Origin of the sequence: Streptomyces sp. NPDC092952 (genome assembly GCF_044754785.1) — a bacterium.
Classification (GTDB): domain Bacteria; phylum Actinomycetota; class Actinomycetes; order Streptomycetales; family Streptomycetaceae; genus Streptomyces.
In genome coordinates this window covers 37,233-57,520 of sequence record NZ_JBIVPT010000028.1, presented here as the reverse complement: position 1 = coordinate 57,520, position 20,288 = coordinate 37,233, and the positions used below count along the sequence as shown (strand labels likewise).

Sequence of the window (20,288 nt, the reverse complement as noted above, 5' to 3'; positions counted from 1 at the left end):
GTCAGCCCACCTTGGGGGTGGCCCGGCCACCGTGGTGGAGGTACGGAGTGCCGTCGGCGAGCGTGTGGAACACGACCGGGACCCAGGCTTCGAACCCCGGGCGCCGGACGACGAACACGCCCGGCTCGACGGGGTGCAGCTCGTACTCGTTCTCCGTTTCGGGGGCCAGAGCGGCCAGGGGGCCGGTGATCCGGTCCAGCATCACCAGGCCGCCGTCCCGCTCCACGATCTCGATCCTGCTGGAGAGCCGCTGGTAGACGCCGACGTGGTCGGCCGGGTCCACCGCCACCGGTTCGGCCGCGGGCCGGATGCCGGCGCGCATCGTCACCCCGGCCAGCTCCCGGACGAGCTCCGAGAACACGTCCCGGTAGAGACCGGAGGTGTCGCCGCCGTTGGTGAGCAGGCAGATCGCCAGCTCGGCCTCGGGCAGGACCCGCAGGTAGGCGTTCTGCCCGATCGTGCCGCCGTCGTGTCCGTACACCCGCTGTCCGTCCCAGGCGTCCAGGAACCAGCCGAGCCCCCAGGCGTTGCCCAGGATGTAGGGGTCGGGCAGTTCGACCTGCGGGGTCTGCATGGCGGCGACGGACTCCGCCGAGAGGATCCTGGTGCCGTCCGCGGTGGTTCCCCCGGCGAGGTGCAGCCGGGCGAACTCCAGTACCTCGCGCGGTGTGGAGCAGATCAGTCCGGCCGGGCCGGCCGAGCGCATCAGCCCCCACAGGGGGGCCTGCGCCGGCGGGCTTCCCAGGTGCCCGATGGCGGCGCGGAAGCGCAGCACCTCCTCCGGCAGGGTCGCGGTGTGCGTCAGACCGAGGGGCCGGTACAGGCGCTCGCGCATCAGCTCGTCCCACTGGACGCCGGTGACGACCTCCAGCACCCGGCCGAGCAGGGTGAAGCCCGCGTTGCAGTACGACATGGTGGCGCCGAGCGGGTGGTTGGGCGGGGTGTCGCCCAGCAGCGCGACGTACTTCTCCAGGCAGTCGTCGCCGCGCCCGGTGTCGGTGAAGAGGTCGCCGTCGATGCCGCTGGTGTGGGTCAGGAGGTGGCGGAGCGTCAGTTTCTGGGTCAACTCGTCGTTGTGCAGGCGCAGTTCGGGGAGTACGGAGACGACGGGGGTGTCCAGGTCGAGCACCCCCTCGTCGACCAGGGCCATGGCCACCGTGGTCGTCCAGACCTTGGTGATCGAGCCGACCTGGAAGAGGGTGTCGGTGGTCGCCCCGATCCCCGCCCCGGTGTTGGCGAGGCCGACGGCGGTCTCCGCGACGATCTCGCCGCGGTGCAGCACCGCGAGACCGGCGCCGGGCACGGAGCGTCGGGCGGCGAGTTCGGTGAGCCGGGTGGTCCAGCGGGCCGACAGCTCGGTGGTTTCGGTCATGTCGTGCTCCGGTTTCCGTTTCGTTCAGCGGTTGGTGTGCGTGGTGACCCAGTCGACGAGCCTGCGGGAGTAGTCCTCCCGGTGCGAGGGCCGGCCGTCCAGGAGGAAGAGATGGGAACTGCCGGGGTAGACGACCAGCCGGGCCGGTACCCGCCGGGTGCGCAGCGCGTGGAACCACTGCTCGGCCTGTCCGACCGGGCAGGTGTCGTCCGCGCCGCCGTGCAGGATCAGGGTGGGGGCGCGTACGGCGTCGGCGTGGCTGAGCGGCGAGAGTTCCGCCATCCGTACCGGGTCGCCGATCTCGTGTTCGGCGATCAGATGGCCTTCCTCGGAGGTGCCGGCCATGCTCTTCAGATCGACCAGGACCCCGCCCGGGACGACGGCGGTGAACAGCTCGGTGCGGGCGGAGAGCCAGCAGCTCAGATAGCCGCCGTAGCTGTAGCCGGTGAGGGCGATCCGGTCCCGGTCGACGAGCCCCTCGTCGACCAGGGCGGCGACCGGTTGCAGGACGTCCTGCTCGTCCGTCTCGCCCCAGGCGCCCACGGCGGCGGTGTAGTGCGCCTCGCCGTAGCCGTCGCTGGCGCGGACGTTGAGGGTGAGGACCGTCCAGCCGCGTGAGGCCAGTTCCTGGTGGTAGAGGTGGACCGGGTCGGAGTGCGGGGCCCAGGCGTTGTGCGGGCCGCCGTGCAGATCGACCAGGAGCGGGCCGCCCGGGGGAGTGCCGGTGGCCCGGGTGACCATGCCGTGCACGACCGTGCCGTCCGCGATGCGGAACTCGCGTTCGGTGACCGGGTGGAGGGCGACCTCCGGCAGCGACCGCGCCATGTGGTCGGTGAGCCGCTCCGGCCCGCCCGGCGCGCCGTCGGCCCAGGCGGCCAGGTCGAGCAGCACGATCTCGCCGAAGCGCTCCGCGTCGCAGACCACGACCGCCGCCCGCCCCGCCCCGTCCACGACCGAGCAGCCGCCGACCCCGGTGCCCGCGGGCAGCGGAGAGGCGCTGATCCCGTCCGCACCCACCCGGTACAGCCGTGTCGCGCCCCGGTCGCGGGCGCAGAACACGATGTCGTCGCCGTGGAACTGCGGGAGCGCGCCCGGGTAGCCGGGACCGCCGCCCATGACGTTGCGGTCCAGCGCGGCGCTGAGCGACACCGGCGCGGAGCCGTCCAGCGGCTGCCGCAGCAGCTCCGCGTGGCCGACGCCGAACGAGGCGCGGCCGACGACGAGGAGCGCGGACCCGTCGGGGAACCAGCAGACCGGACCGGCCAGACCGTCGGCGGGCCCGACCCGGCGGGGCGCGGACGCGTTCTCCCCGACCCCCACGACATGGGCGGCCGAGGGGCCGAAGGACGCCGCGTCCGGGGTGGTCCGTGCCGGGTAGGCGAGCCGGGTGCCGTCGGGCGACCAGCTCGGCAGGCCGACGTGCCGGTCGTCGTGGGTGAGCTGTGCGACCTCTCCCGATGCCACTTCCACCACGAACAGCTGGGTCCGGACCGAACCGGTCAGGCCCGCCCCGTCCGCCTTCCAGCCGAGGGCGTCGATGACCACCGGCGCGCCGTCCGCGCGACGCGCCTCGGGAGCGGCGAAGGCGATGCGCGACCCGTCCGGGCTCCAGACCGGGACGCCCGCCCCGGCCGGGCAGTCGGCGGATGTGGTGAGCGGCACGGCCTCCTCCCCGTCGACGGGCAGCAGATGGAGCTGCCCCGCGCGCAGGAACGCCAGCCGCGTTCCGTCCGGGGACCAGCGCGGCGCGGTGTCCGCCGGGCCGTGGGTGAGCCGCCGGGCCGGGCCGCCCCCGCCGCGTACCTCCCAGATCGAGCGGACCGCGCGGTCGTTCCCGGCGTCCTGCGTGGTCAGGGTGTACGCGACACGTTCGCCGTCGGGGGACAGCGCGGGGTCACCGGGGATCTCGAACCGGTACAGGTCGTCGATCGTCAGCGGTCGGGTCATGACGCCTCCTCGGAGAGGGCGAGTTCGGGTACGCAGGAGATGAGTTCGCGGGTCGTCGGATGCTCCGGACGGGCCAGCACCCGTTCGGCGGGACCGCACTCGACGAGGCGTCCGCCGTCCATCACGGCGACCTGGTCGCAGAGGTGGCGGACGACCGCGAGGTTGTGGGAGACGAAGAGCATGGCGAAGCCCAGTTCGCGCTGGAGGCGGCGCAGCAGATTGAGCACCGAGCCCTGTACGGAGACGTCCAGGGCCGAGGTGATCTCGTCCGCGATCAGCGCGGCGGGCCGGGCGGCCAGGGCCCGGGCCAGCGCCACGCGCTGGCGCTGGCCGCCGGAGAGGGCGTCCGGGGTGAGCGTGGCACGGGAGGGGTCGAGGCCGACGAGCTCCAGGCAGCGCCCCACCTCGGCATCGCGTGCGGCGCGGCATTCGCGGCGGGACGACCGGATCCCGTCCGCCCCGCCGGACAGCGCCTCGGCCACGGACGCGCCGATGGTCATGCGCGGGTCGAGCGAGGCGTACGGGTTCTGGAACACCAGCTGCACGGGGCCGCGCCCGCGCCGGCGGGAGGCGTCGTTCCCGTCGACGAGCACGCGTCCCGACCGCAGCGGGGCCAGCCCCACGACGGCCTTGCCGAGGGTCGACTTCCCCGACCCGGACCCGCCCACCAGCCCGGTCACCGTGCCCTCCGGTATCAGCAGGTCGACGTGGTCGACGGCGGTGAAGCCGCCGTAGCGGACCGTGATCCCGCGCAGTTCGAGTGAGCTCATGACGTTGCCTCCACCGTGCGTGACGTGGTCGCGGCCGGCCCGACCGGGTACCAGCAGGCGACCCGCCGCCCCGGACCGAGGTCCGTCAGTCGGGGGGTGTCCTCGTGGCAGCGGTTCCGGGCGCGGTCGCAGCGCGGCGCGAACGGGCATCCGGCGCCGGTCTCCCCGGGTTCCGGCGGCCGGCCGGGGATGGTCGCCAGCTCCTTCCCCGGGTCGGTGGTCATGGTCGGCGCCGTCCCGACCAGGGCCCGGGTGTACGGGTGGGCGGCGCCGCCGAGCAGTTCGCCGACCGGGAGGTCCTCCACGATCAGGCCCGCGTACATCACCAGGACCCGTTCGCAGACCTGGGCGACGACGGCGAGGTCGTGGGAGATCAGCAGCAGCGCGGCGCCGGACTCCTCGCGGACCTCGGCGAGCAGGCCGAGGACCTGCTTCTGGACCACCGTGTCGAGGGCCGTGGTGGGCTCGTCGGCGATGATCAGCCTCGGCCTCCCCATCAGCCCCATCGCGATGACGGCCCGCTGCCGCATCCCGCCGGAGTACTCGTGCGGCCGCTGCCGGGCGCGGCGTTCCGGCGCGGCGATGCGGACGGCACCGAGCCGGTCGACGGCGAGCGCGGCGGCCCGGGCGCGGCTCGCACCCAGGTGCACCTCGGCGACCTCGGCGAGCTGACGGCCCACCCGGAGGGCGGGGTTCAGCGAGGCCATCGGGTCCTGGAAGACCATGGCCAGTCCGGTGCCGAGCCGCGGATCCGCCCGCAGGTCGGCGCCGTCGAAGCGGAGGGTGTCGGCCGAGACCCGGCCCGGGTGGGGAACCAGGTCCGCGAGCGCCAGCGCGCTCAGGCTCTTGCCGGATCCCGACTCGCCGACCAGGCCGACGGCCTCGCCCGCGTCGATGTCCAGCGAGATCCCGCGTACGGCCTGCCGCCCGCCGGGGAACGTCACGCGCAGACCGCGCGCCCGGACCAGGGCCCCGTCGTCGGTGGCCGCGGTTTCCCCGGCAGCCGGTGACGGCCGCGGCGGGCCCGGTTCCGCCGCGCGTGGTGCCCGTCGGCCACCGGCCTGTGCGAGCACCTCGCCGACCAGGCCGAACATCAGCCCCGTCAGGACGACGGCGGCGCCGGGCGCCAGAGCGGCCGCCGGGTTCACGAAGACGCGGTTCAGCTGTTCGTTGAGCAGCCGCCCCCAGTCGTACTGCGGCGGCTGCACACCGAGCCCGAGGAAGGACAGGCCCGAGAAGGCGACCAGGATGCCCCCGGTCGCCTGGGTGGCGAACAGCACCGACGGCTCGGCGATGTTGGGCAGCAGATGACGCACCACCATCCTGAACCGGCCCACACCGAGGATCCGGGCCGCCGCCACGTAGTCGGAGCCCGCGACCGACGCCGTCAGGTTCTGTACCAGCCGCGCCATGGGCGGGACCATGGCCAGCCCCACGGCGAACACCGCTCCGGTGGTGCCCACCCCGAAGATCGTGGCGAGGAAGAGCAGGAACAGCAGGCCGGGAAAGGCCACCAGCACGCCGACGACCGCGGTGATCAGCCGGCCGGGGCGCCGTCCCACGACCGCCGGGGCGACACCGAGGAGCAGCCCGCCACCGACGCCGATCACGGCGGCCAGCAGGGTGAGCCGCAGGGTCGGCCGGGTCGCCACCACCACGCGGGCGGCGATGTCCCGGCCGAGCTGGTCCGTACCCAGCAGATGAGCGGCGCTGCTGCCCTGGTTGATCGCGTCCGTGTCGATCTGCGCCGCCCGGTCGCCGAGCAGTGCGGGACCGAGAACGGCGACCAGCGCGACCAGCAGGCAGGCGGTGAGCGCGGTGACGCCGAGCGGCGTCCGCAGGGTGCGCCCGAGCCGGTGCCGCAGTGAGCTGTCGTAGTGGGGATGGGGCATCGTCAACTCCCGCGGACGGTGGACTGGGGGTCGGCGACGGCCACGGCCATGTCGACGACGAAGGTGATCAGCAGCGCGGCCGCCCCGTAGACCAGCACCACGCCCTGGACCAGCGGATAGTCCTTCTCGGTGATCGCCTGGACGATCGTGGTGCCGAGGCCGGGCCAGGCGAAGACGTTCTCGACCAGAACGGTCCCGGCGAGCAGCGAGCTGAGGAGCAGACCGCCCAGGGTGAGCGAGGAGGTCAGCAGGTTGGGCAGCGCGTGCCGCAGATAGCGCAGCCGGGCCGGGAGCCGCTTCGCCCGCGCGGTCCGCATGTAGTCCTCGCCGAGCACCCGCAGCGTCTCCACGCGGACGATGCGCGACAGCGAGGCCGCCGGTACGACGGTCAGGGCCAGCACCGGCAGTACGTAGGAGTCCGGACCGCCCCGCGAGGCGACCGGGAAGAGCGGCCAGGCCACCGCGAACGTCGCGACCAGGCCCACCGCCAGCAGGAACTCCGGCACCGCGCCCAGGAGTCCGGTGACCCCGGTGAAGGCGAGTTCGCCGCGCCGCCGGCGGCCGTCCCTGGTCAGCACCGCGGCGGTCATGCCGACGGGCACGGCGATCAGCAGGATCAGTACGAACGCGGGGACGGCGATCTGCAAGGTGGCCGGGGACCGGCTGGAGATGATCTCGGACACCGGCATCTGGGCGCCGATCGACTCGCCCAGCCGGCCCTGGAGGAGGTTGCCGACGAAGTCGACGTACTGCTTCAGCAGCGGCTGGTCCAGGCCCAGCGCCTGCCTGCGGGCCTGGACCAGGGCCGGGTCGGCGGTGGGGCCGAGAGCCGCCCGCACCGGGTCGCCCGGGATCAGATGGATCATCGCGAACGCGGCTGTGACCAGCGCCGCGAGCGAGACCAGCAGCCGCCAGGTGCGCCGCAGGACGAATCCGGCCCACGGGGTGCGGATTCTCGTCGCCAGGGAGTCGGGGGTGATCGCCGCCATCAGTCGGCGCTCCGGCGCAGGGTGCTCGGGACGATGCCGTTGCCGTCCACCTCGAAGGTGACGCCCTTCGCGTAGTACCGGTTGGCCCTGCTGACGATCGGCGCGATGTCGACCCGCTTGACCAGGGCGGCCTCGGCGGCGTCCCACAGGGCGCAGCCGGTGGCGCCGGGTTTGGCGGCCGCCTCGGCGACGAGCCGGCGGTAGTCGGGGTTGGCGACGGAACCGAAGTTGTTGCCCTTCGGCGGTGGCGGACCGTCGTAGAACTGGGTGAGCTGGTCCGGAAGCGTGACTCCGACGGGTGCCCACGCGATGTCCCAGTCGCCGCCGCCGAGGACGCCGACGATGCTGCCGGACCCCGTGGGTTTCGCCGTCGCCCGCACCCCGAAGGACGTCCACCGCTGGACGGCCAGCTCGACCGCCGAGGCCACCTGCGGACCCAGGTTGGTTGCGTAGTCGAGCCCGATGGTGAGCGGCCTGCCGTCCTTGGTCCAGGTGCCGCCGCTCTTCGTCCAGCCGGCCTCGGTGAGCGCGGCGGCCGCCTTCGCCGGGTCGTGGGCGGGGAGGTTGCCGCCGACCGTGTCGCCGGTGCAGGGGGTGGGGGAGATCTCGCCCGTGCGGGTCGGTGTTCTGCCCTTCCCACCGGTGGCGACGGAGCCCAGCTGCTTCAGGTCCAGCACGGAGACCAGGGCCTCGCGTACCGCGGGGTCGGCGGTCGGGCGGCCGGCCGCCTGGTTGAACATCAGCTGCCCGAACAGCGCCTCCAGGCTCCGGTACTTCACTCTGGCCGCGTCCAGCCGGTCCTGGTCGGCGCCGTTGACGAGGGCGACATTGATCTGGCCCGCCATCAGGAGGTTGGCCGCCGTCGACTCGTTGGCCACCACCTTGACCACCACCTTGCCGGGCAGGCCCGCACCGGTGGAGCCGCCGGGCCCCCAGCGGTACCCGTCCCGCTTGACGTAGGTGTAGTGGTCGCCGGGGACCGCTTCGGCGAGCCGGTAGGGGCCGCTCGCGTTGGTGGTCCGGGCCAGCGCGGCCGGCTTCGCCAGGCTCTCCTCGCACACCAGCGGCAGCAGCCGGGCCATCTCCACGATGAACGGTGCGGGCTTCGTGGTGGTGACGGTGACCGTCCGGGCCGCCGCGTCCGCCTCGGCGACGGCGGTCACGGGGACGGAGAGGCCGAGCAGGGGCGACCGGTTCTTCGGGTCCGCGACGTGGTTGTACTCGGCGGCCACGTCCTCGGCGGTGAGCGCCGAACCGTCCTCGCAGGTGACCCCGGGACGGATGGTGAACGTCGCCGAGGTGGTCGTCGCGGACCACTTCTCGGCCACTCCCGGCACCGGCGAACCCTTGGCGTCCAGATGCACGAGGGTGTCGTACGCGAAGGAGTTCATCGCCAGAGCGGTGCTGGCCAGTGCCGTGGTGGGGCTGAGGCTGCCGGGATCACCGGCGACGGCCACCGTGACCGCCGATCCGCCGCCTGCGGACGTGCCGCCGCACGCGGTCGCGGTGCCGACGAGGCCGAGCACCGTGACCACCGCCGCCGCCGCCCGGCTCCCGCGGGCCCTTCCGTTCCTGGTCTCCGCGCCTGCGGTGCCGGCCATGGTCCACCTCCGAGGGAGCGGCACTCCGCCGCCGAGTGAGGGAACAGTAGGCAGCGCCGTACCGGCTCCGACTGGTCGCGCCGCACGAAAAACCGGGCCCCCGATGGTGCGCCGCACCGAAGACGGACGCGGGGACCCGGTGATCGTTGTTCCCGGAAACGGAGGAGTTCCGGCCACGGGAACACCGGTCACGGCGAGGCCCGGGGGCCCGCTCCGTGCGCATGCCCGGCCCTCGACCGCGCGGCACGCGCGTCACCGCGTGCGGGCCGACGACGAGGGCCGGACACCCGCCGGACCGCCCGCGGACGAACGGTCCGGCGGCGGACCGCGCGTCGTCAGCCGGGACGCCTGGCCATCACGACCAGACCCGGCCCGCTGTACTCCTCCGGGGGAAGCCGCAGTTCGGCGACCGGTTCCAGACCGGCCTGTTCGACAAGGCCGACGAGTTGGTCCGGCCGCCACTTGTGTGTCGTCCAACGGACGGGTACGCCCCCGTACGCCTCGGTGCGCACCGCGTCCTCGTCGCCGACGTGGGTGGCGACGATGAGGTGCCCGCCGGGCTTCAGCGCACGCGCGAACAGGGCGAGGACCTGGGGAAGGACGTCCCGGGGAAGGTTGAACAGCGACCACCACCCGAGCACGCCGCCCAGGGACGCCTCGTCGAGGTCCAGCTCGGTGGCGGAGGCGACGGAGAAGCGGCACTCCGGATGGAGCCGGCGCGCGTTCTCGATCATGCGCGGAGAGAGGTCCACCCCGGAGACGTCGAGTCCGCGTCCGGCGAGGTAGGCGGTCACCGTTCCGGGTCCGCAGCCGACATCGAGGACAGGCCCGAGCCCGCGCACGGTGTCGGCGAAGGCGTCGATCGACGCCTTGTGCCAGGGATGCCGGCGGATGTCGCCGATCCCCGTCGTCACGACCATGTCGGCGTAGTTGTCGGCCACCCGGTCGTAGGAATCACGTACGACGTCGAGATCGGCCGGGCGGTCAACTGAGTGTGGATGCATCGGCCAACGATAGGACGCGGTACGGGACTTGGGCCCGCTGGAGCGGTCGACGCCGGGCGCCACGCGCGGTGCGGGTGCTTCGGGGATGGGGTCCCGCTCGTGGATTCAGGACGGGAGCATGTCCATCATGACAGGTCAGCGCCGTTTTTCGTAGGACGGAACGCACAGTTCGCGAGGCTTGTCCGGTCCGTTCCCCAGCTCTCAGAATCTCCCTCGTACGTCATCCGGAGACAGGGGGAATGGTGACGATCGATCACGACGCGGTACTTCGGGCCCGTGTTCTGCTGCTGGGGTCCGGTCGGCCGAGTGAGGTCGAACTGGTCGGTGCGTACCGGGTTCTGGCCGAGGTGAGTCCGAAGGCGTACCTGCCGAAGCTGGTCGACGCCCTGCTCGCGCTGCGGCGCCAGGGCTGGGATCCTGAGGTGGCCCTCGCGCTGGCCGCCGAGGCCTCCCGGGCCGCGCGCAGGATGGAGGCGTCGGCGCCGAGAAGGGCGGAGCGGTTGCGCTGGGCCCTGGATGCCCACCGGGCCTCCTTGCTCGCCCTCGGGCGCAGGGCGGAAGGGCGCGCGGTCTGCGAAGAACTGGCCGAGGCCGGCCGGAGCGGGCCCCTGGCGAACGTTCTGGCCGAGGAGGGGCACTTCAGGGAGGCCGCGGAGCTCGACGAGAAGGCCGCCCGGAGCGGACTGCTGGAGCCCTCCTTCTGGGACATGGTCCGGTGGGCGGCGAATCTGGAGGGCGCCGGGCTGCACGACGCCGCGTCGGCGGTCTTCCGCGAGCTCCTTGAGGGGACCCGGCGCGAGGTGGCCCGACAGCGCACCGCTCTGGCGGTACTCACCTGGGAGCTGGTCCACTTCTCCCGGATGCGGGAGGCAGCCCGGGACGGCGCCGGGGCCGCGGCCGCCCGGCGCGAGGCCCTGGATGTCCTGGAGGAGCTCGCGACCAAGGGCGAGCCGGAGAACTGGAGCTGCATCCTCGGTTGGTGGAAGACGCTCTTCGTCCTGTCGGGGAGGGCGGCCGAACCCGCCGCGAGCCCCGAGTCCCCGATGCCGCCGTTCGGTACGGACACCGGATGGTCGCCCCATGCCCGGGACGGCTTCCTCGGCATGCTGCCGGGTCTGGAAGCGGAGGCGGCGGGACTGCTCGAGGCCGACCGGCTGCCCGGGCTGGTCGACGTCCGGCGCAGGATCACCATCCGCGCGGCCGTCCGCGAAGGCGGGCACCCCCACCTGTTCGAGGAGCGGTTCACGCCGTACTTCGACGAGGGGGTGACGCTCGCCCGCCGCCTGTCCGGCGATCCCGCACGCCTCGCCCGCGCCCTCACCGACCGGTCGATGTTCCTCGTCGCGGCACGGTCCTTCGAATCCGCGCACGCCGACTTCGCCGAGGCGGTCGCCCTTCTCCACGAGCGCTGACCGCGTCGTCCGGTACCGGCCCTCGGGCCGGGGCAGCCGGTCCCAGCCCTTCCGGGGGCCGGGACCGGCTGCCCCGGCCTTCGGGTCCGCGCGTCCCGGGAAGGGCAGGCGCGCCCGCCCGCGTGCGATGGCCCGGAGAGACTTCTCTCCGGGGCGGAAAAGGGCCCCGCGACGGTGGAACACGGGGCCCCCGGTTCCGCCGTCTGGCTCTTCAGAGCTACCGGAGGAATTGGCTCCGGGGTGTGATTCCTCTCCGGATCGAATTTCTTACGTTCTTCTCAGAGGTCATGAATCGACGTCATGGGAAAAGGTGAGGTAAATGTCCGTACGCAGCCGAGGAGCGGTTTCGATGCTTCTGGCCGGAGCCGTCGCAGCGGGAGCGGCCGCACTGAGCGGCGGCGGATCGCAGGATTCCGCCGCCACGACCCTGGCCGCGTCGGCGACCGCCGGCACGGCGGAGAACCGGGCGGACGGGCTCGCGCTGGCGGACCCGACGGGCCCCTACGCCGTGGGCCGCGACTCGCTCCACCTCGTCGACAAGACCCGCCGTGACCCGTGGGTGCCCAAGGCGGGCAACCGGGAACTGATGGTGTCGATGTATTACCCGGCACGCGAGGGAACCGGAAGGACGGCCCCGTACATGAGCACCGAGGGAGCCCAGGCCTTCCTGGACGAAATGGAACTGGAGGTCCCCGCGAAGACGATCGCCGGCACGAAGACCCACACCCGCGTCGGCGCCAGGCCCGCGACAGGAAAATTCCCGCTGGTCGTACTCTCGCCCGGCTTCAAGACCCCGGGCGCCACGCTCACCGGGCTGGCCGAGGACCTCACCAGCCGGGGCAACGTCGTCGCCGTCGTGGACCACGCCTACGAGGCGGCCGGAGTCTCCTTCCCCGGCAAGGGCATCCTGCCGTGCGCGGCGTGCGGAAAGGTCGGGCCCACCACGTTCCAGCCCGCCGCCGAGGGCCGGGCCAAGGACCTGTCCTACACCCTGGACCGGCTCCTGTCGCGCACCTCGCCCTGGAAGCACGCCGGCATGGTCGACAAGAGGAAGGTCGGGATGGCCGGACACTCCCTGGGCGGTGCCAGTACCGGCGCCACGATGGAGAAGGACTCACGTGTGCGGGCCGGAGTCAACATGGACGGCCCGTTCATCAACGCGGGGAAGACCTCCGGCCTTTCGGGGCGCCCCTTCATGATGCTGGGCACCAAGGACGACCACAGCCCCGGTGTCGACACGACCTGGGACACCGCCTGGAAGCAGCTCAAGGGCTGGAAGCGCTGGGCCACGCTCACCGGGGCCGAGCACATGTCCTTCACCGACCTGGTCTCCCTGGCCGGACAGCTGGGCGCGGACGACCCCGAGGGGCTGCCCGGCGAGCGCGCGGCGGAAATCACCCGCGACTACGTCGGTGCCTTCTTCGACCAGCATCTGCACGGCAGGCACCAGGCGCTCCTCGACCACCCCGGCAGGACCCGGCCCGAGGTCACCCTCCAGCACCGCGACGCGCGGAACCCCTCCCCGCGGTCCTGACGGCTGCACACCGCGCAAGCCCCCGCCCCGCCCGGCACGCCGGGCGGGGGCCCGTCCGGTTCAGCCCCGCATCGTGGCGAGCCAGTCGGTCAGCAGGCCGTTGACCTCGTCTGGGCGTTCCTGCTGGATCCAGTGGCCGCAGCCGTCCAGGACATGGGAGGAGGACAGGGCGGGGAGGGTGGTGGGGTAGGCGTCGATGGCGTCGGCCATCCAGGCGGTGGAGGCGTCCAGCGCGCCGCCGACGAACAGGGCGGGCTGCTCGATCGGGGCCCCGCGGTACGGCGCGAGGTCCTCCCAGTCGCGGTCCATGTTGCGGTAGCGGTTGAGGGCGCCGGTCAGGCCGGTGCGCTCGAACTCCCCGGCGTAGAAGTCGAGGTCCGCCTCGCTCAGCCAGGCCGGCGGCGGGCCGTCGGGGAACCGGTCGCGCAGCCGGCGGCCGGTGGCGACGAAGTGCGGGTCGGGCTCGCCCTCGGCCGGCATGGTGTCGCCGGACAGGGCCGCGTAGAAACCCGCGAGCCAGCCCCGGACATCGGGCTCGATCTCGGCCTCGGCGCGGCCGGGCTCCTGGAAGTAGGAGACGTAGAACTCCTGGTCGGGGCCGCCGATCCGGCCGAACACGTCGGAGGGGCGGGGGCCGCCGGGCGGTGCGTACGGGACGCTCAGCAGGCCGACCGCACGGAAGACCCCGGGGTGGACCAGCGCGGAGGCGGCGGCGATATTGGCCCCCCAGTCGTGGCCGACGACCACCGCGCTCTCCTCGCCGAGGGCGCGCACGACGGCGACGTTGTCCTCGACCAGGTCGACCATGCGGTAGGCGTCGGTCGCGGCGGGCCTGGAGGAGCGGCCGTAGCCGCGTACGTCGATGGCCACCGCCCGGTACCCGGCCGCGGCGAGGGCCGGGAGCTGGCGGCGCCAGGAGTACCAGGACTCCGGGAAGCCGTGCACGAGCAGGACCAGCGGGCCGGTGCCCTGCTCAACCAGATGCAGGCGCCCGGCGGGGGCCTCGACGGTGCGGTGGCGAAGTGGGGTGGTCGGCTCGGACTTCATGGGACATCTCCTCGGTTCACCGGTGTCCGGCAGGTACCCGTCGATCATGCGACGCGGCGGCCGCTCGACGCGATCGGCGTTGCCATTCTGGCAAGCTTGCAGGACAGAGCGGTGCACGGGCACGGCGGGAAGAACCGGTGGAGCGATGGCGGGCGACAGCGTGTCCCGGACACTGGCGGAGATGGGGCCCCGGCTGAGGGCGGTGCGCGAGCGCCGTGGCGTCACCCTCGCCGATGTCGGCCGCGCGACGGGCATCTCGCCCAGCACGTTGTCGCGGATCGAGACCGGTCGGCGCAAGCCCACCCTGGAGGTGGTGCTCCTGCTCGCGGAGGAGTACGGAGCCGCCCTGGACGAACTGGCCGGCACCGCGCCCGCCCCCGCCCCTGCGGCCGGGCCCCGCAGCACACCGCCGCACGGCTCCGGCGACGGGAAGGCGGTGGTGCCGCTGACCCGGTACGTCGGCGGCCTGCACGCCCACAAACATGTCCTGCCCGCCGCCGCGGAGCCGCCCGGACGCCCCCGGCAGGTGTCCCACGAGGGCTTCGAGTGGCTGTGCGTCCTGTACGGGCGGCTGTGGCTCGCACTGGGCGGCCAGGACCTCGTCCTGACGGCCGGGGACGTTGTCGAGTTCGACACCCGCACCCCCCACGGAGTCGCGAACGCCGGATCCGACGGACCGGTCGAGTACCTGGTCATGTTCGGTCCGCAGGGAGAACGCCCACGGCTCCGCACCCCTCCGGCCACCGGTCGCGGTACCGGTGGCGGAAGGGCCGCCGAAGGCGCTCAGCAGTCGTAACGATGTGCGTACGGCATGCCCGGGCACTCGGGGCAGACGAAGAGATACACGCCACCGAGATCGCCCATGTCCATCCCGTGGCCGACGGCGTCGACGCCCGGGTGGCCGCCGGTCGTGGCCCACCGGCCGGGTTCCGGGCTCTTTGACCCCTGCCCGACGGACCGGAACCAGCGGCCTTCGACCGGCTCCGTGGCGGTGATGCTGAGAAGGTGGTCCATGCGCCGACCGCACCGGCAGTCCGGCCAGTCGGGCTGCTGGAGCCAGCCCGGGTACCCTCCGGCCTTGCTCTGGACGGTCGTGGCCATCTCGTAGTACGAGAGGCCGAACTCCTCCTCGATCGCGGCGAACCACTGGTCCGAGGTCCGGGCGAGGCTGTCCGGCAGGTCCCCGTTCGGGTACTCCACCACGCGTGTCGGCGTCACCGTGCAGGGCCGGGGCACGAACTCCTCGTCGTACTCGTACGGCACGGGCGGGTCCGGAAGGACCCGTCCCCCCGCGACTGCCTGCTCGCTGCGCCAGTACACCTTCGGCAGCACCGTTCCCGCCTCGTCGTCGTGGATCAAGGGGCACCACACGACCTGGAGCACATCCGTGCCCGGGAGGAACGGGATCCCGGGCACATCCCGTGCGTAGAGCTGCACGACCGGAACCATCGCCACCGGCTCGGGCCCGACCACCTCGGTGGGGGACCTCAGCGGCTTCCAGTGCCCCGGCTCGGCGCACAGTGGCCACGGCTCGTCGGCCGGCCACAGCAGCGGCCCGCCGATGGAGCTGGCACACATGCCGGGTTCGCCGCTTCGCGGATACAGCAGGGTCGTCTCCCGCCCGAGACCGGCGAGTTCCGGTATCAGCGATTCCACGTCGAACGGTTCCGTGGGGATGCGAGGGGGCATGGCGCGTTCCTTCTCGGCGACGGTTTGGGGCCGGCCGTTCGTCGCTGCCGCGGAGGGCGGCCTTCGGGCGGCATGTTCCGACCGCGCGGCGGCCACGGACGCCGTCCCCGGCCGGAGGGATGTGAGCGCAGGGCGGTCGCATGCGGTCGGGTCGGGCCAGACACCCGGTGATGCTCCGCCGGAGTCAGGGAGCGGCCGCGCGTGCCGCCTCCAACTCGGCGACCAGCCGCACGACCCGCTTGTTCCGGGCCTGCCCGAAGCTGTGGCCCGACAGCATGTGCAGCTGGTCCGTCCCGCCGGAGGCCAGCACCAGCTCCGGGACGTCGGACGAGTAGACCGTGCTCGACAGGACGGCCACCCGTATCTCCCGGATGTCCGCCCACGCGTAGGAGCGCGCGTTGAGCAGCCCGGAGTACCGCAGTCCGGCCGGCCCGTACCGGACGCCGAACACCGGTGCCCGGAACGTCAGCACCACCCCCGGAAAGCCCAGGGCGACGACCGGGAGCAGACCGGCCACATTCCTCGAACTGATCGCACCCATCGCCACCACGACGGCGAGCGGAAGGCACGCACAGCCCGTCAGGAAGTAGACGAACGGCCAGAGACCCCGCCTTTTCCGCATGCCTGCCCTCCCTGTTCCGGGCCGCGCGGCGGTGCCCGGGGCCGCGTGATCGCCCGCGGACAGCTTACGAAGGACGGGCCGCACCGATAGGGGCGGGTACCGGCAGGACCCGCCGCCCAGGGTTCTGCGGCGGCGGGGTGAACCGACGGCGTCGGCCGCTCGACTCATCCGGCCGGTGCGCCGGCCAGAACCTCCACCTTGCCGGTGTCGAGCGAGTAGTAGGCGCCCACCACGGCGAGGGCGCCCTTCTTCACCAGTGGGGCCAGGTCCCGGTTGGATCGCAGATCGGCCGCGGTCAACGTGACCTGGGCGCGGGCCATGGTCTCGACCGGATCGGTGCCGCCCTCCCGGACGGCCTGCTCGTACGCGGGCCGCAGGGCCTTCACGATCGCCTGCAGATTGCCGGGCAGCGGTTTGCCGTCACGAAGGGACGCGTACGCAGCCTTGACGGCGCCGCAGCGCTGGTGCCCGAGGATCACGATGAGAGGCGTGCCGCTCGTCATGGGCCCGTACTCGACAGAGCCGGTGACCACCGGGCCGACCGCCTCCCCACCGGTGCGCATCACGTAGAGGTCACCCAGGCCGGTGTCGAAGAGGAGTTCGGGCGGCACCCGGGAGTCGATGCACGAGAGGACCGATCCGAAGGGCTCCTGCTCCTGGGCCACGAGCTGACGCCGGTCCGGATCCCGGTCGGGGTGCTGAAGGTCTCCGCTGACCCAGCGTTTGTTGCCTTCCATGAGTCGTGCGAACGCCGTGGCGGGCGTGGTGGGCCGCGCTTCCGGCGAAGCGCCGGCCGCAGACGGGGCGGCCCTCGTCGAGGAGCACCCCGCGAGCGCGACCACGGCGCCCGCGAATCCGCCGGCAAGCAGCGATCTGCGTTCCGGACGTCCGGTTCTGTTCATCGGCCGGTTTCCCCTCGAAGCCGCTCGGACACGTCACTACGCGTCGACCGGGCCCATGGTCGAGCGGGGGTGGGTGCCGTCGCGGCAGGCACGAGCGGGCACGGGCCGGATTGCTCCGGACAGCCCACGGAAACCGGCCCGGGCGGCGGCGGGAACCTCCGATGCCGAGCACCGTTCGGCCGCGGGAGGACCGCATCGGACCGACCCGGACCGGGCCGTCTCCTTCGGATCTTGGATGATGGCCGACATGAACACGGAAACCTGCGATCCGGCCGAGTCGGCCGCCCTCCGCGAGATTTTCGCGTCCCGCCCCGAGGCGGTACCGCCGGCCGGTTGGGATTCGGTGCGGTCCTTCGAGCGGGAGCACGGCATCGTGCTTCCGGAGCCGTACCGCACGTTCACGGCCGAGATCTGCGACGGACTGCGCGCGGGACCGCCTTACTGCGGTCTGCTCCCTCTCGCGCAGACGCCACCGGACTGGGGTTCGAAGCGCCCCGAGCGCCTGCTCGCCAAGCCGTTTCCGCTCACGGAGGCGTGGCTGTGGGAGGGGCAGGACGAGGAGAACGTGTCGGAGCGGGAGTTGGAGGACCGCATGGGCCCCGTGTTCGACCACGGCTCACTGCTCCTGGGCACAGACGGCTGCGGCATGTACTGGCACCTGATCGTCACGGGGCCCCAGCGCGGTCATGTCTGGCTGATCGACGAGAACGGCGCGATGCCTTTCGGTACCCGGCCAGGCGCGTCCCCGATGCCGGGCACACCAGGTTTCACCGGATGGGCGACCCACTGGGCCCAGGGGCACTCCTGGTTCGCGGACATGTAGCCCGAGGGGACGAGGAGGTGGGGCGACCCGGACCGGATGGAGTGCGTACACAACTCACCCTCCGGGAACGCGGAAACCCCGGCCCCTGGTCGGTCGCCCCGTTCCGGGTTCTCCGTCCGCTCCACAGATGTCGGCCGAAACGGATGACGGAGACCCCTTCGCCTTCGGGGCGATCCGACAGTGCGTCAGATCGTGGCCACGTCCCCGCTGTTCCCCTCGAAGTCGCCCAGGTTGACAAAGCTCACCCGGTTCTCCCAGACGTCCCACGTCACGTGCTTCCGAGCGCCCCAGTAGTACGTCTCGTAGCTCATGAGGTCGCCGTACGCCTCCTTCTCGTGCATGCGGTCAGGTCGGCCGAACACCGTCAGGAATTCCTCGTACGAGGTCAGGTGCGCGAAGTGGGCCAGGTGCGGGCCGCTGATCGCGAAGCCGACCACCGCTCCGGCGCGCACCTTGTAGTTGATCTGGTCGGTGCCGTAGAGGAATCCGTCCGACCGGACGACGTCGTCGATGACCTCGTCCAGCGTCAGCCTCCGTTCATCGGCGGCGTGGTACTCGGCCTCGGCATCGGTCACACGGCGGTATCGGACGACGACGGAGGACACGCCGCCCGCAATGCGCCGCCGTGGAACAGCGGAGGCCGGAGCCCCGAGGGCGATGCCGTTCACCTCTACGTCGGAGAGGTCGAGGCTGGGCCGGTACAGCAGGTCCAGGTCTTCGAGGATCTCGATCACCGTCGGAGTCTAGGAGCACCGATCGGCGTCCCTGACCTTCGCGGCCTTCGTCCGCACCGGGGCACCGCCCGGTGCGGACGAAGGCCGCGAAGGCCCGGGGTTCTCCGGGAGCGGCCGTCCTCACCAGACCGCGGGCAGATGGAGAGGGCTGCGGCTGATGGTGCCGCGCCGCCACACGACGGCGTCGGTGGTGACGGCGAGGCGCAGGGCGGGGAGGCGGTGGGCGAGGCGGTGGAGGGCGAGCTGGAGTTCGGCCCGGGCGAGCCAGGTTCCCAGGCAGTAGTGCCGGCCCGCGCCGAAGACGAGCGAGGGCTTCGGCAAGGGGGTGAACAGATCGTCGTGTGGGCTGCTCGGAAAGGCCGCCGGGTCGCGGTTGGCGGCGATCCGGTCGGTCGTGACGAGGTCACCGGCGCGGATCGTCACGTCGCCGAGCCGGACGTCCTCGGTGGCGGCGAGGAGACGGCCGGGGCGTTCCTCGTGGTCGTTGAGGGGAATCAGGTGGAGCAGGCGTTCGGTCAGGACCTCGGCGGACTGCTCGTCGACGGCCAGCCGGGCCCAGGCCGCGGGCTGTTCGGTCAGCAGATAGAGCAGGGCGTTGCTGAGCATGGTCATGGTGGTGTCGTGACCGCCGACGACCATGGTGGCGATCAGATTGACCAGCGCGGCCTCGGGGATGCCCCCCTCGCCGTCGGCCGCCCGGACGACGCAGCTGACCACGTCGTCGCCGGGCGCGCCGCGCCGTTCGGTGATCAACGCGGCGGCGAATCCGGTCAGTTCGTCCCGGGCGCGGTCGCCCGCTTCCTGTGTCACGGCGGGTCCGGCGAAGGCGTACTCGGCCCAGTGGAGCAGGCGCTCGGTGGGAACGCCTTCCACGGCCAGCAGCCGGTGGATCACCATGCAGGGCAGGGGCAGTGCGAAGTCGGTGACGAGGTCGGCGGGCGGCCCCTGCTTGGTGAGTCCGTCGAGCAGTTGGTCGACGACCTCGGCCACCCACGGTCGCATGTGTTCGACCGAGCGCGGGGTGAAGGCCCGGCCCACCGCACGCCGCAGGCGCAGGTGCGCGTCGCCGTCCTGCTGGCCGATGGCTTCGCGGCTGTCCAGCAGGCTGGGGCTGTCCACGACGGACGGTGTGCCGGGCTCATGGACCGGTGAGCGCCCGAAACGGGGATCGGTGAGGACCTGGTGCACGTCGTCGTACCGGGTGACGAGCCAGACGGGCGCGCCGTTCGGCAGTTCGATGTGCCGGGGCGGCCCGGGTGTCGGGAACTCCACCCGGTGCAGGGGGACGGTACGGGAAACGGGCACGGTGTCTCTCCTGGTTCCTGCTGCAACGACGGCCCGGAACAGCCGGGCTCACCTCACATCAGGCAAACGACGACACCCTGATCAGGTCATGCTGGAACTTGTCGCCGGTCGTCAGGACGCTCTCGCCCCGGCCCTGGGTGTCACCCTTCCGCTGCTTCACCGGTTCATCGGCCGAGCCACCCCGCGCCGCAGACGATCATCACGCCAAGGGCCGACATGCTGCCGCATCACCACACAGTCGGCCCCGAACGGATGCCGATGCGAGCGTTTGACCGAAACCGTCGCCCACCGCAAGAAGGAGAGCGGAGAAGAAGAACACCGACGAATGGAGAGTTGTGGAGCTGATCGCCATACCGCGCCCGCGTGCTCGGCGGTACGTGGGGGAGAGGTCCCCGAGGCGGACGCGCGGCCCGTGGGAAAGGCCCCCGGTGTCGTGCTCGGGGCCCCGTCCGCTACGGGACCCGGTCCTTACGCGGCCAGCAGGCCGTCGCGCCCGAGGAGAGGGAGGACCCGGTCCCGCACCGGCCGAGCGAGCCGGACATCCGGCTCGCCGAACCGGCGAACACGTCACGGGCCCCGGCCCGGCGACCCCCTCGGACACGATGGTGAAACACCTGGTGAGCAGGGGTTTTCGCTCGCGCCCCG

General features: G+C 72.6%; 17 protein-coding genes. 4 read left to right on the top strand and 13 right to left on the bottom strand.

What is annotated here, in order from left to right:
- Position 1: 1 nt before the first annotated feature.
- The 7 genes from ACIQGQ_RS34465 to ACIQGQ_RS34435 form a co-directional block, all read right to left on the bottom strand.
- Positions 2 to 1,372: a serine hydrolase domain-containing protein gene (locus tag ACIQGQ_RS34465; RefSeq protein ID WP_402403746.1), complete on the bottom strand. Its 1,371-nt coding sequence runs from the start codon at positions 1,370 to 1,372 to the stop codon at positions 2 to 4.
- Between the two features lie 24 nt (positions 1,373 to 1,396).
- Entirely contained in the window at positions 1,397 to 3,319 is a 1,923-nt protein-coding gene (locus ACIQGQ_RS34460) for a S9 family peptidase (RefSeq protein WP_402403744.1), read from the bottom strand.
- Positions 3,316 to 4,089 carry an ABC transporter ATP-binding protein gene (locus ACIQGQ_RS34455; RefSeq protein WP_402403741.1) on the bottom strand — a complete coding sequence of 258 codons (774 nt, stop codon included), beginning with the start codon at positions 4,087 to 4,089 and terminating at the stop codon, positions 3,316 to 3,318. The genes ACIQGQ_RS34460 and ACIQGQ_RS34455 overlap by 4 nt, the downstream gene beginning before the upstream one ends.
- Positions 4,086 to 5,981, bottom strand: a complete 1,896-nt coding sequence (locus tag ACIQGQ_RS34450; RefSeq protein ID WP_402403738.1) for a dipeptide/oligopeptide/nickel ABC transporter permease/ATP-binding protein — start codon at positions 5,979 to 5,981, stop codon at positions 4,086 to 4,088. The genes ACIQGQ_RS34455 and ACIQGQ_RS34450 overlap by 4 nt, the downstream gene beginning before the upstream one ends.
- 2 nt (positions 5,982 to 5,983) lie before the next feature.
- Positions 5,984 to 6,970 (bottom strand): ABC transporter permease, encoded by a 987-nt coding sequence (locus ACIQGQ_RS34445; RefSeq protein WP_402403736.1) that lies wholly within the window; start codon positions 6,968 to 6,970, stop codon positions 5,984 to 5,986.
- Entirely contained in the window at positions 6,970 to 8,571 is a 1,602-nt protein-coding gene (locus tag ACIQGQ_RS34440) for an ABC transporter substrate-binding protein (RefSeq protein ID WP_402403733.1), read from the bottom strand. Before ACIQGQ_RS34440 ends, ACIQGQ_RS34445 begins: the two co-directional genes overlap by 1 nt.
- A 335-nt stretch (positions 8,572 to 8,906) precedes the next feature.
- Positions 8,907 to 9,575, bottom strand: a complete 669-nt coding sequence (locus ACIQGQ_RS34435; RefSeq protein ID WP_402403730.1) for a methyltransferase domain-containing protein — start codon at positions 9,573 to 9,575, stop codon at positions 8,907 to 8,909.
- Positions 9,576 to 9,814: 239 nt separating this feature from the next.
- Here ACIQGQ_RS34435 and ACIQGQ_RS34430 point away from each other — a divergent pair, with 239 nt between their 5' ends.
- Positions 9,815 to 10,987 (top strand): hypothetical protein, encoded by a 1,173-nt coding sequence (locus ACIQGQ_RS34430; RefSeq protein WP_402403727.1) that lies wholly within the window; start codon positions 9,815 to 9,817, stop codon positions 10,985 to 10,987.
- 349 nt (positions 10,988 to 11,336) lie between these two features.
- Positions 11,337 to 12,521 carry an alpha/beta hydrolase family protein gene (locus tag ACIQGQ_RS34425; RefSeq protein ID WP_402403724.1) on the top strand — a complete coding sequence of 395 codons (1,185 nt, stop codon included), beginning with the start codon at positions 11,337 to 11,339 and terminating at the stop codon, positions 12,519 to 12,521.
- Positions 12,522 to 12,581: 60 nt separating this feature from the next.
- On the opposite strand, the gene ACIQGQ_RS34420 is transcribed toward ACIQGQ_RS34425, so the two are convergent.
- Positions 12,582 to 13,568, bottom strand: coding sequence for an alpha/beta fold hydrolase (locus tag ACIQGQ_RS34420; RefSeq protein WP_402403721.1), 987 nt, complete (start codon positions 13,566 to 13,568; stop codon positions 12,582 to 12,584).
- A gap of 145 nt (positions 13,569 to 13,713) precedes the next feature.
- On the opposite strand from ACIQGQ_RS34420, the gene ACIQGQ_RS34415 reads away from it, so the two are divergent.
- Positions 13,714 to 14,364, top strand: coding sequence for a helix-turn-helix domain-containing protein (locus ACIQGQ_RS34415; protein ID WP_402403719.1), 651 nt, complete (start codon positions 13,714 to 13,716; stop codon positions 14,362 to 14,364).
- On the opposite strand, the gene ACIQGQ_RS34410 is transcribed toward ACIQGQ_RS34415, so the two are convergent.
- The 3 genes from ACIQGQ_RS34410 to ACIQGQ_RS34400 form a co-directional block, all read right to left on the bottom strand.
- On the bottom strand, positions 14,352 to 15,257 hold the full coding sequence (locus tag ACIQGQ_RS34410; protein ID WP_402403716.1) for a hypothetical protein: 906 nt from the start codon (positions 15,255 to 15,257) through the stop codon (positions 14,352 to 14,354). The two genes, ACIQGQ_RS34415 and ACIQGQ_RS34410, sit on opposite strands and share 13 nt — an antisense overlap.
- Before the next feature lie 184 nt (positions 15,258 to 15,441).
- The gene (locus ACIQGQ_RS34405; protein ID WP_402403714.1) at positions 15,442 to 15,879 is read right to left on the bottom strand and encodes a hypothetical protein; all 438 of its coding nucleotides are present in this window, start codon (positions 15,877 to 15,879) and stop codon (positions 15,442 to 15,444) included.
- 164 nt (positions 15,880 to 16,043) lie between these two features.
- A complete protein-coding gene (locus ACIQGQ_RS34400) occupies positions 16,044 to 16,616 on the bottom strand; it encodes a carbonic anhydrase (protein WP_402403711.1) in 573 nt (190 codons plus the stop codon).
- 400 nt (positions 16,617 to 17,016) lie between these two features.
- Between ACIQGQ_RS34400 and ACIQGQ_RS34395 the strand changes: the two genes are divergently transcribed.
- Entirely contained in the window at positions 17,017 to 17,604 is a 588-nt protein-coding gene (locus ACIQGQ_RS34395) for an SMI1/KNR4 family protein (protein ID WP_402403708.1), read from the top strand.
- A 185-nt stretch (positions 17,605 to 17,789) separates the two neighbouring features.
- Here ACIQGQ_RS34395 and ACIQGQ_RS34390 read toward each other — a convergent pair whose 3' ends face one another.
- Positions 17,790 to 18,338, bottom strand: coding sequence for a hypothetical protein (locus ACIQGQ_RS34390; RefSeq protein ID WP_402403705.1), 549 nt, complete (start codon positions 18,336 to 18,338; stop codon positions 17,790 to 17,792).
- 120 nt (positions 18,339 to 18,458) lie between these two features.
- Entirely contained in the window at positions 18,459 to 19,643 is a 1,185-nt protein-coding gene (locus ACIQGQ_RS34385; protein WP_402403702.1) for a cytochrome P450, read from the bottom strand.
- Between the last annotated feature and the right edge of the window lie 645 nt (positions 19,644 to 20,288).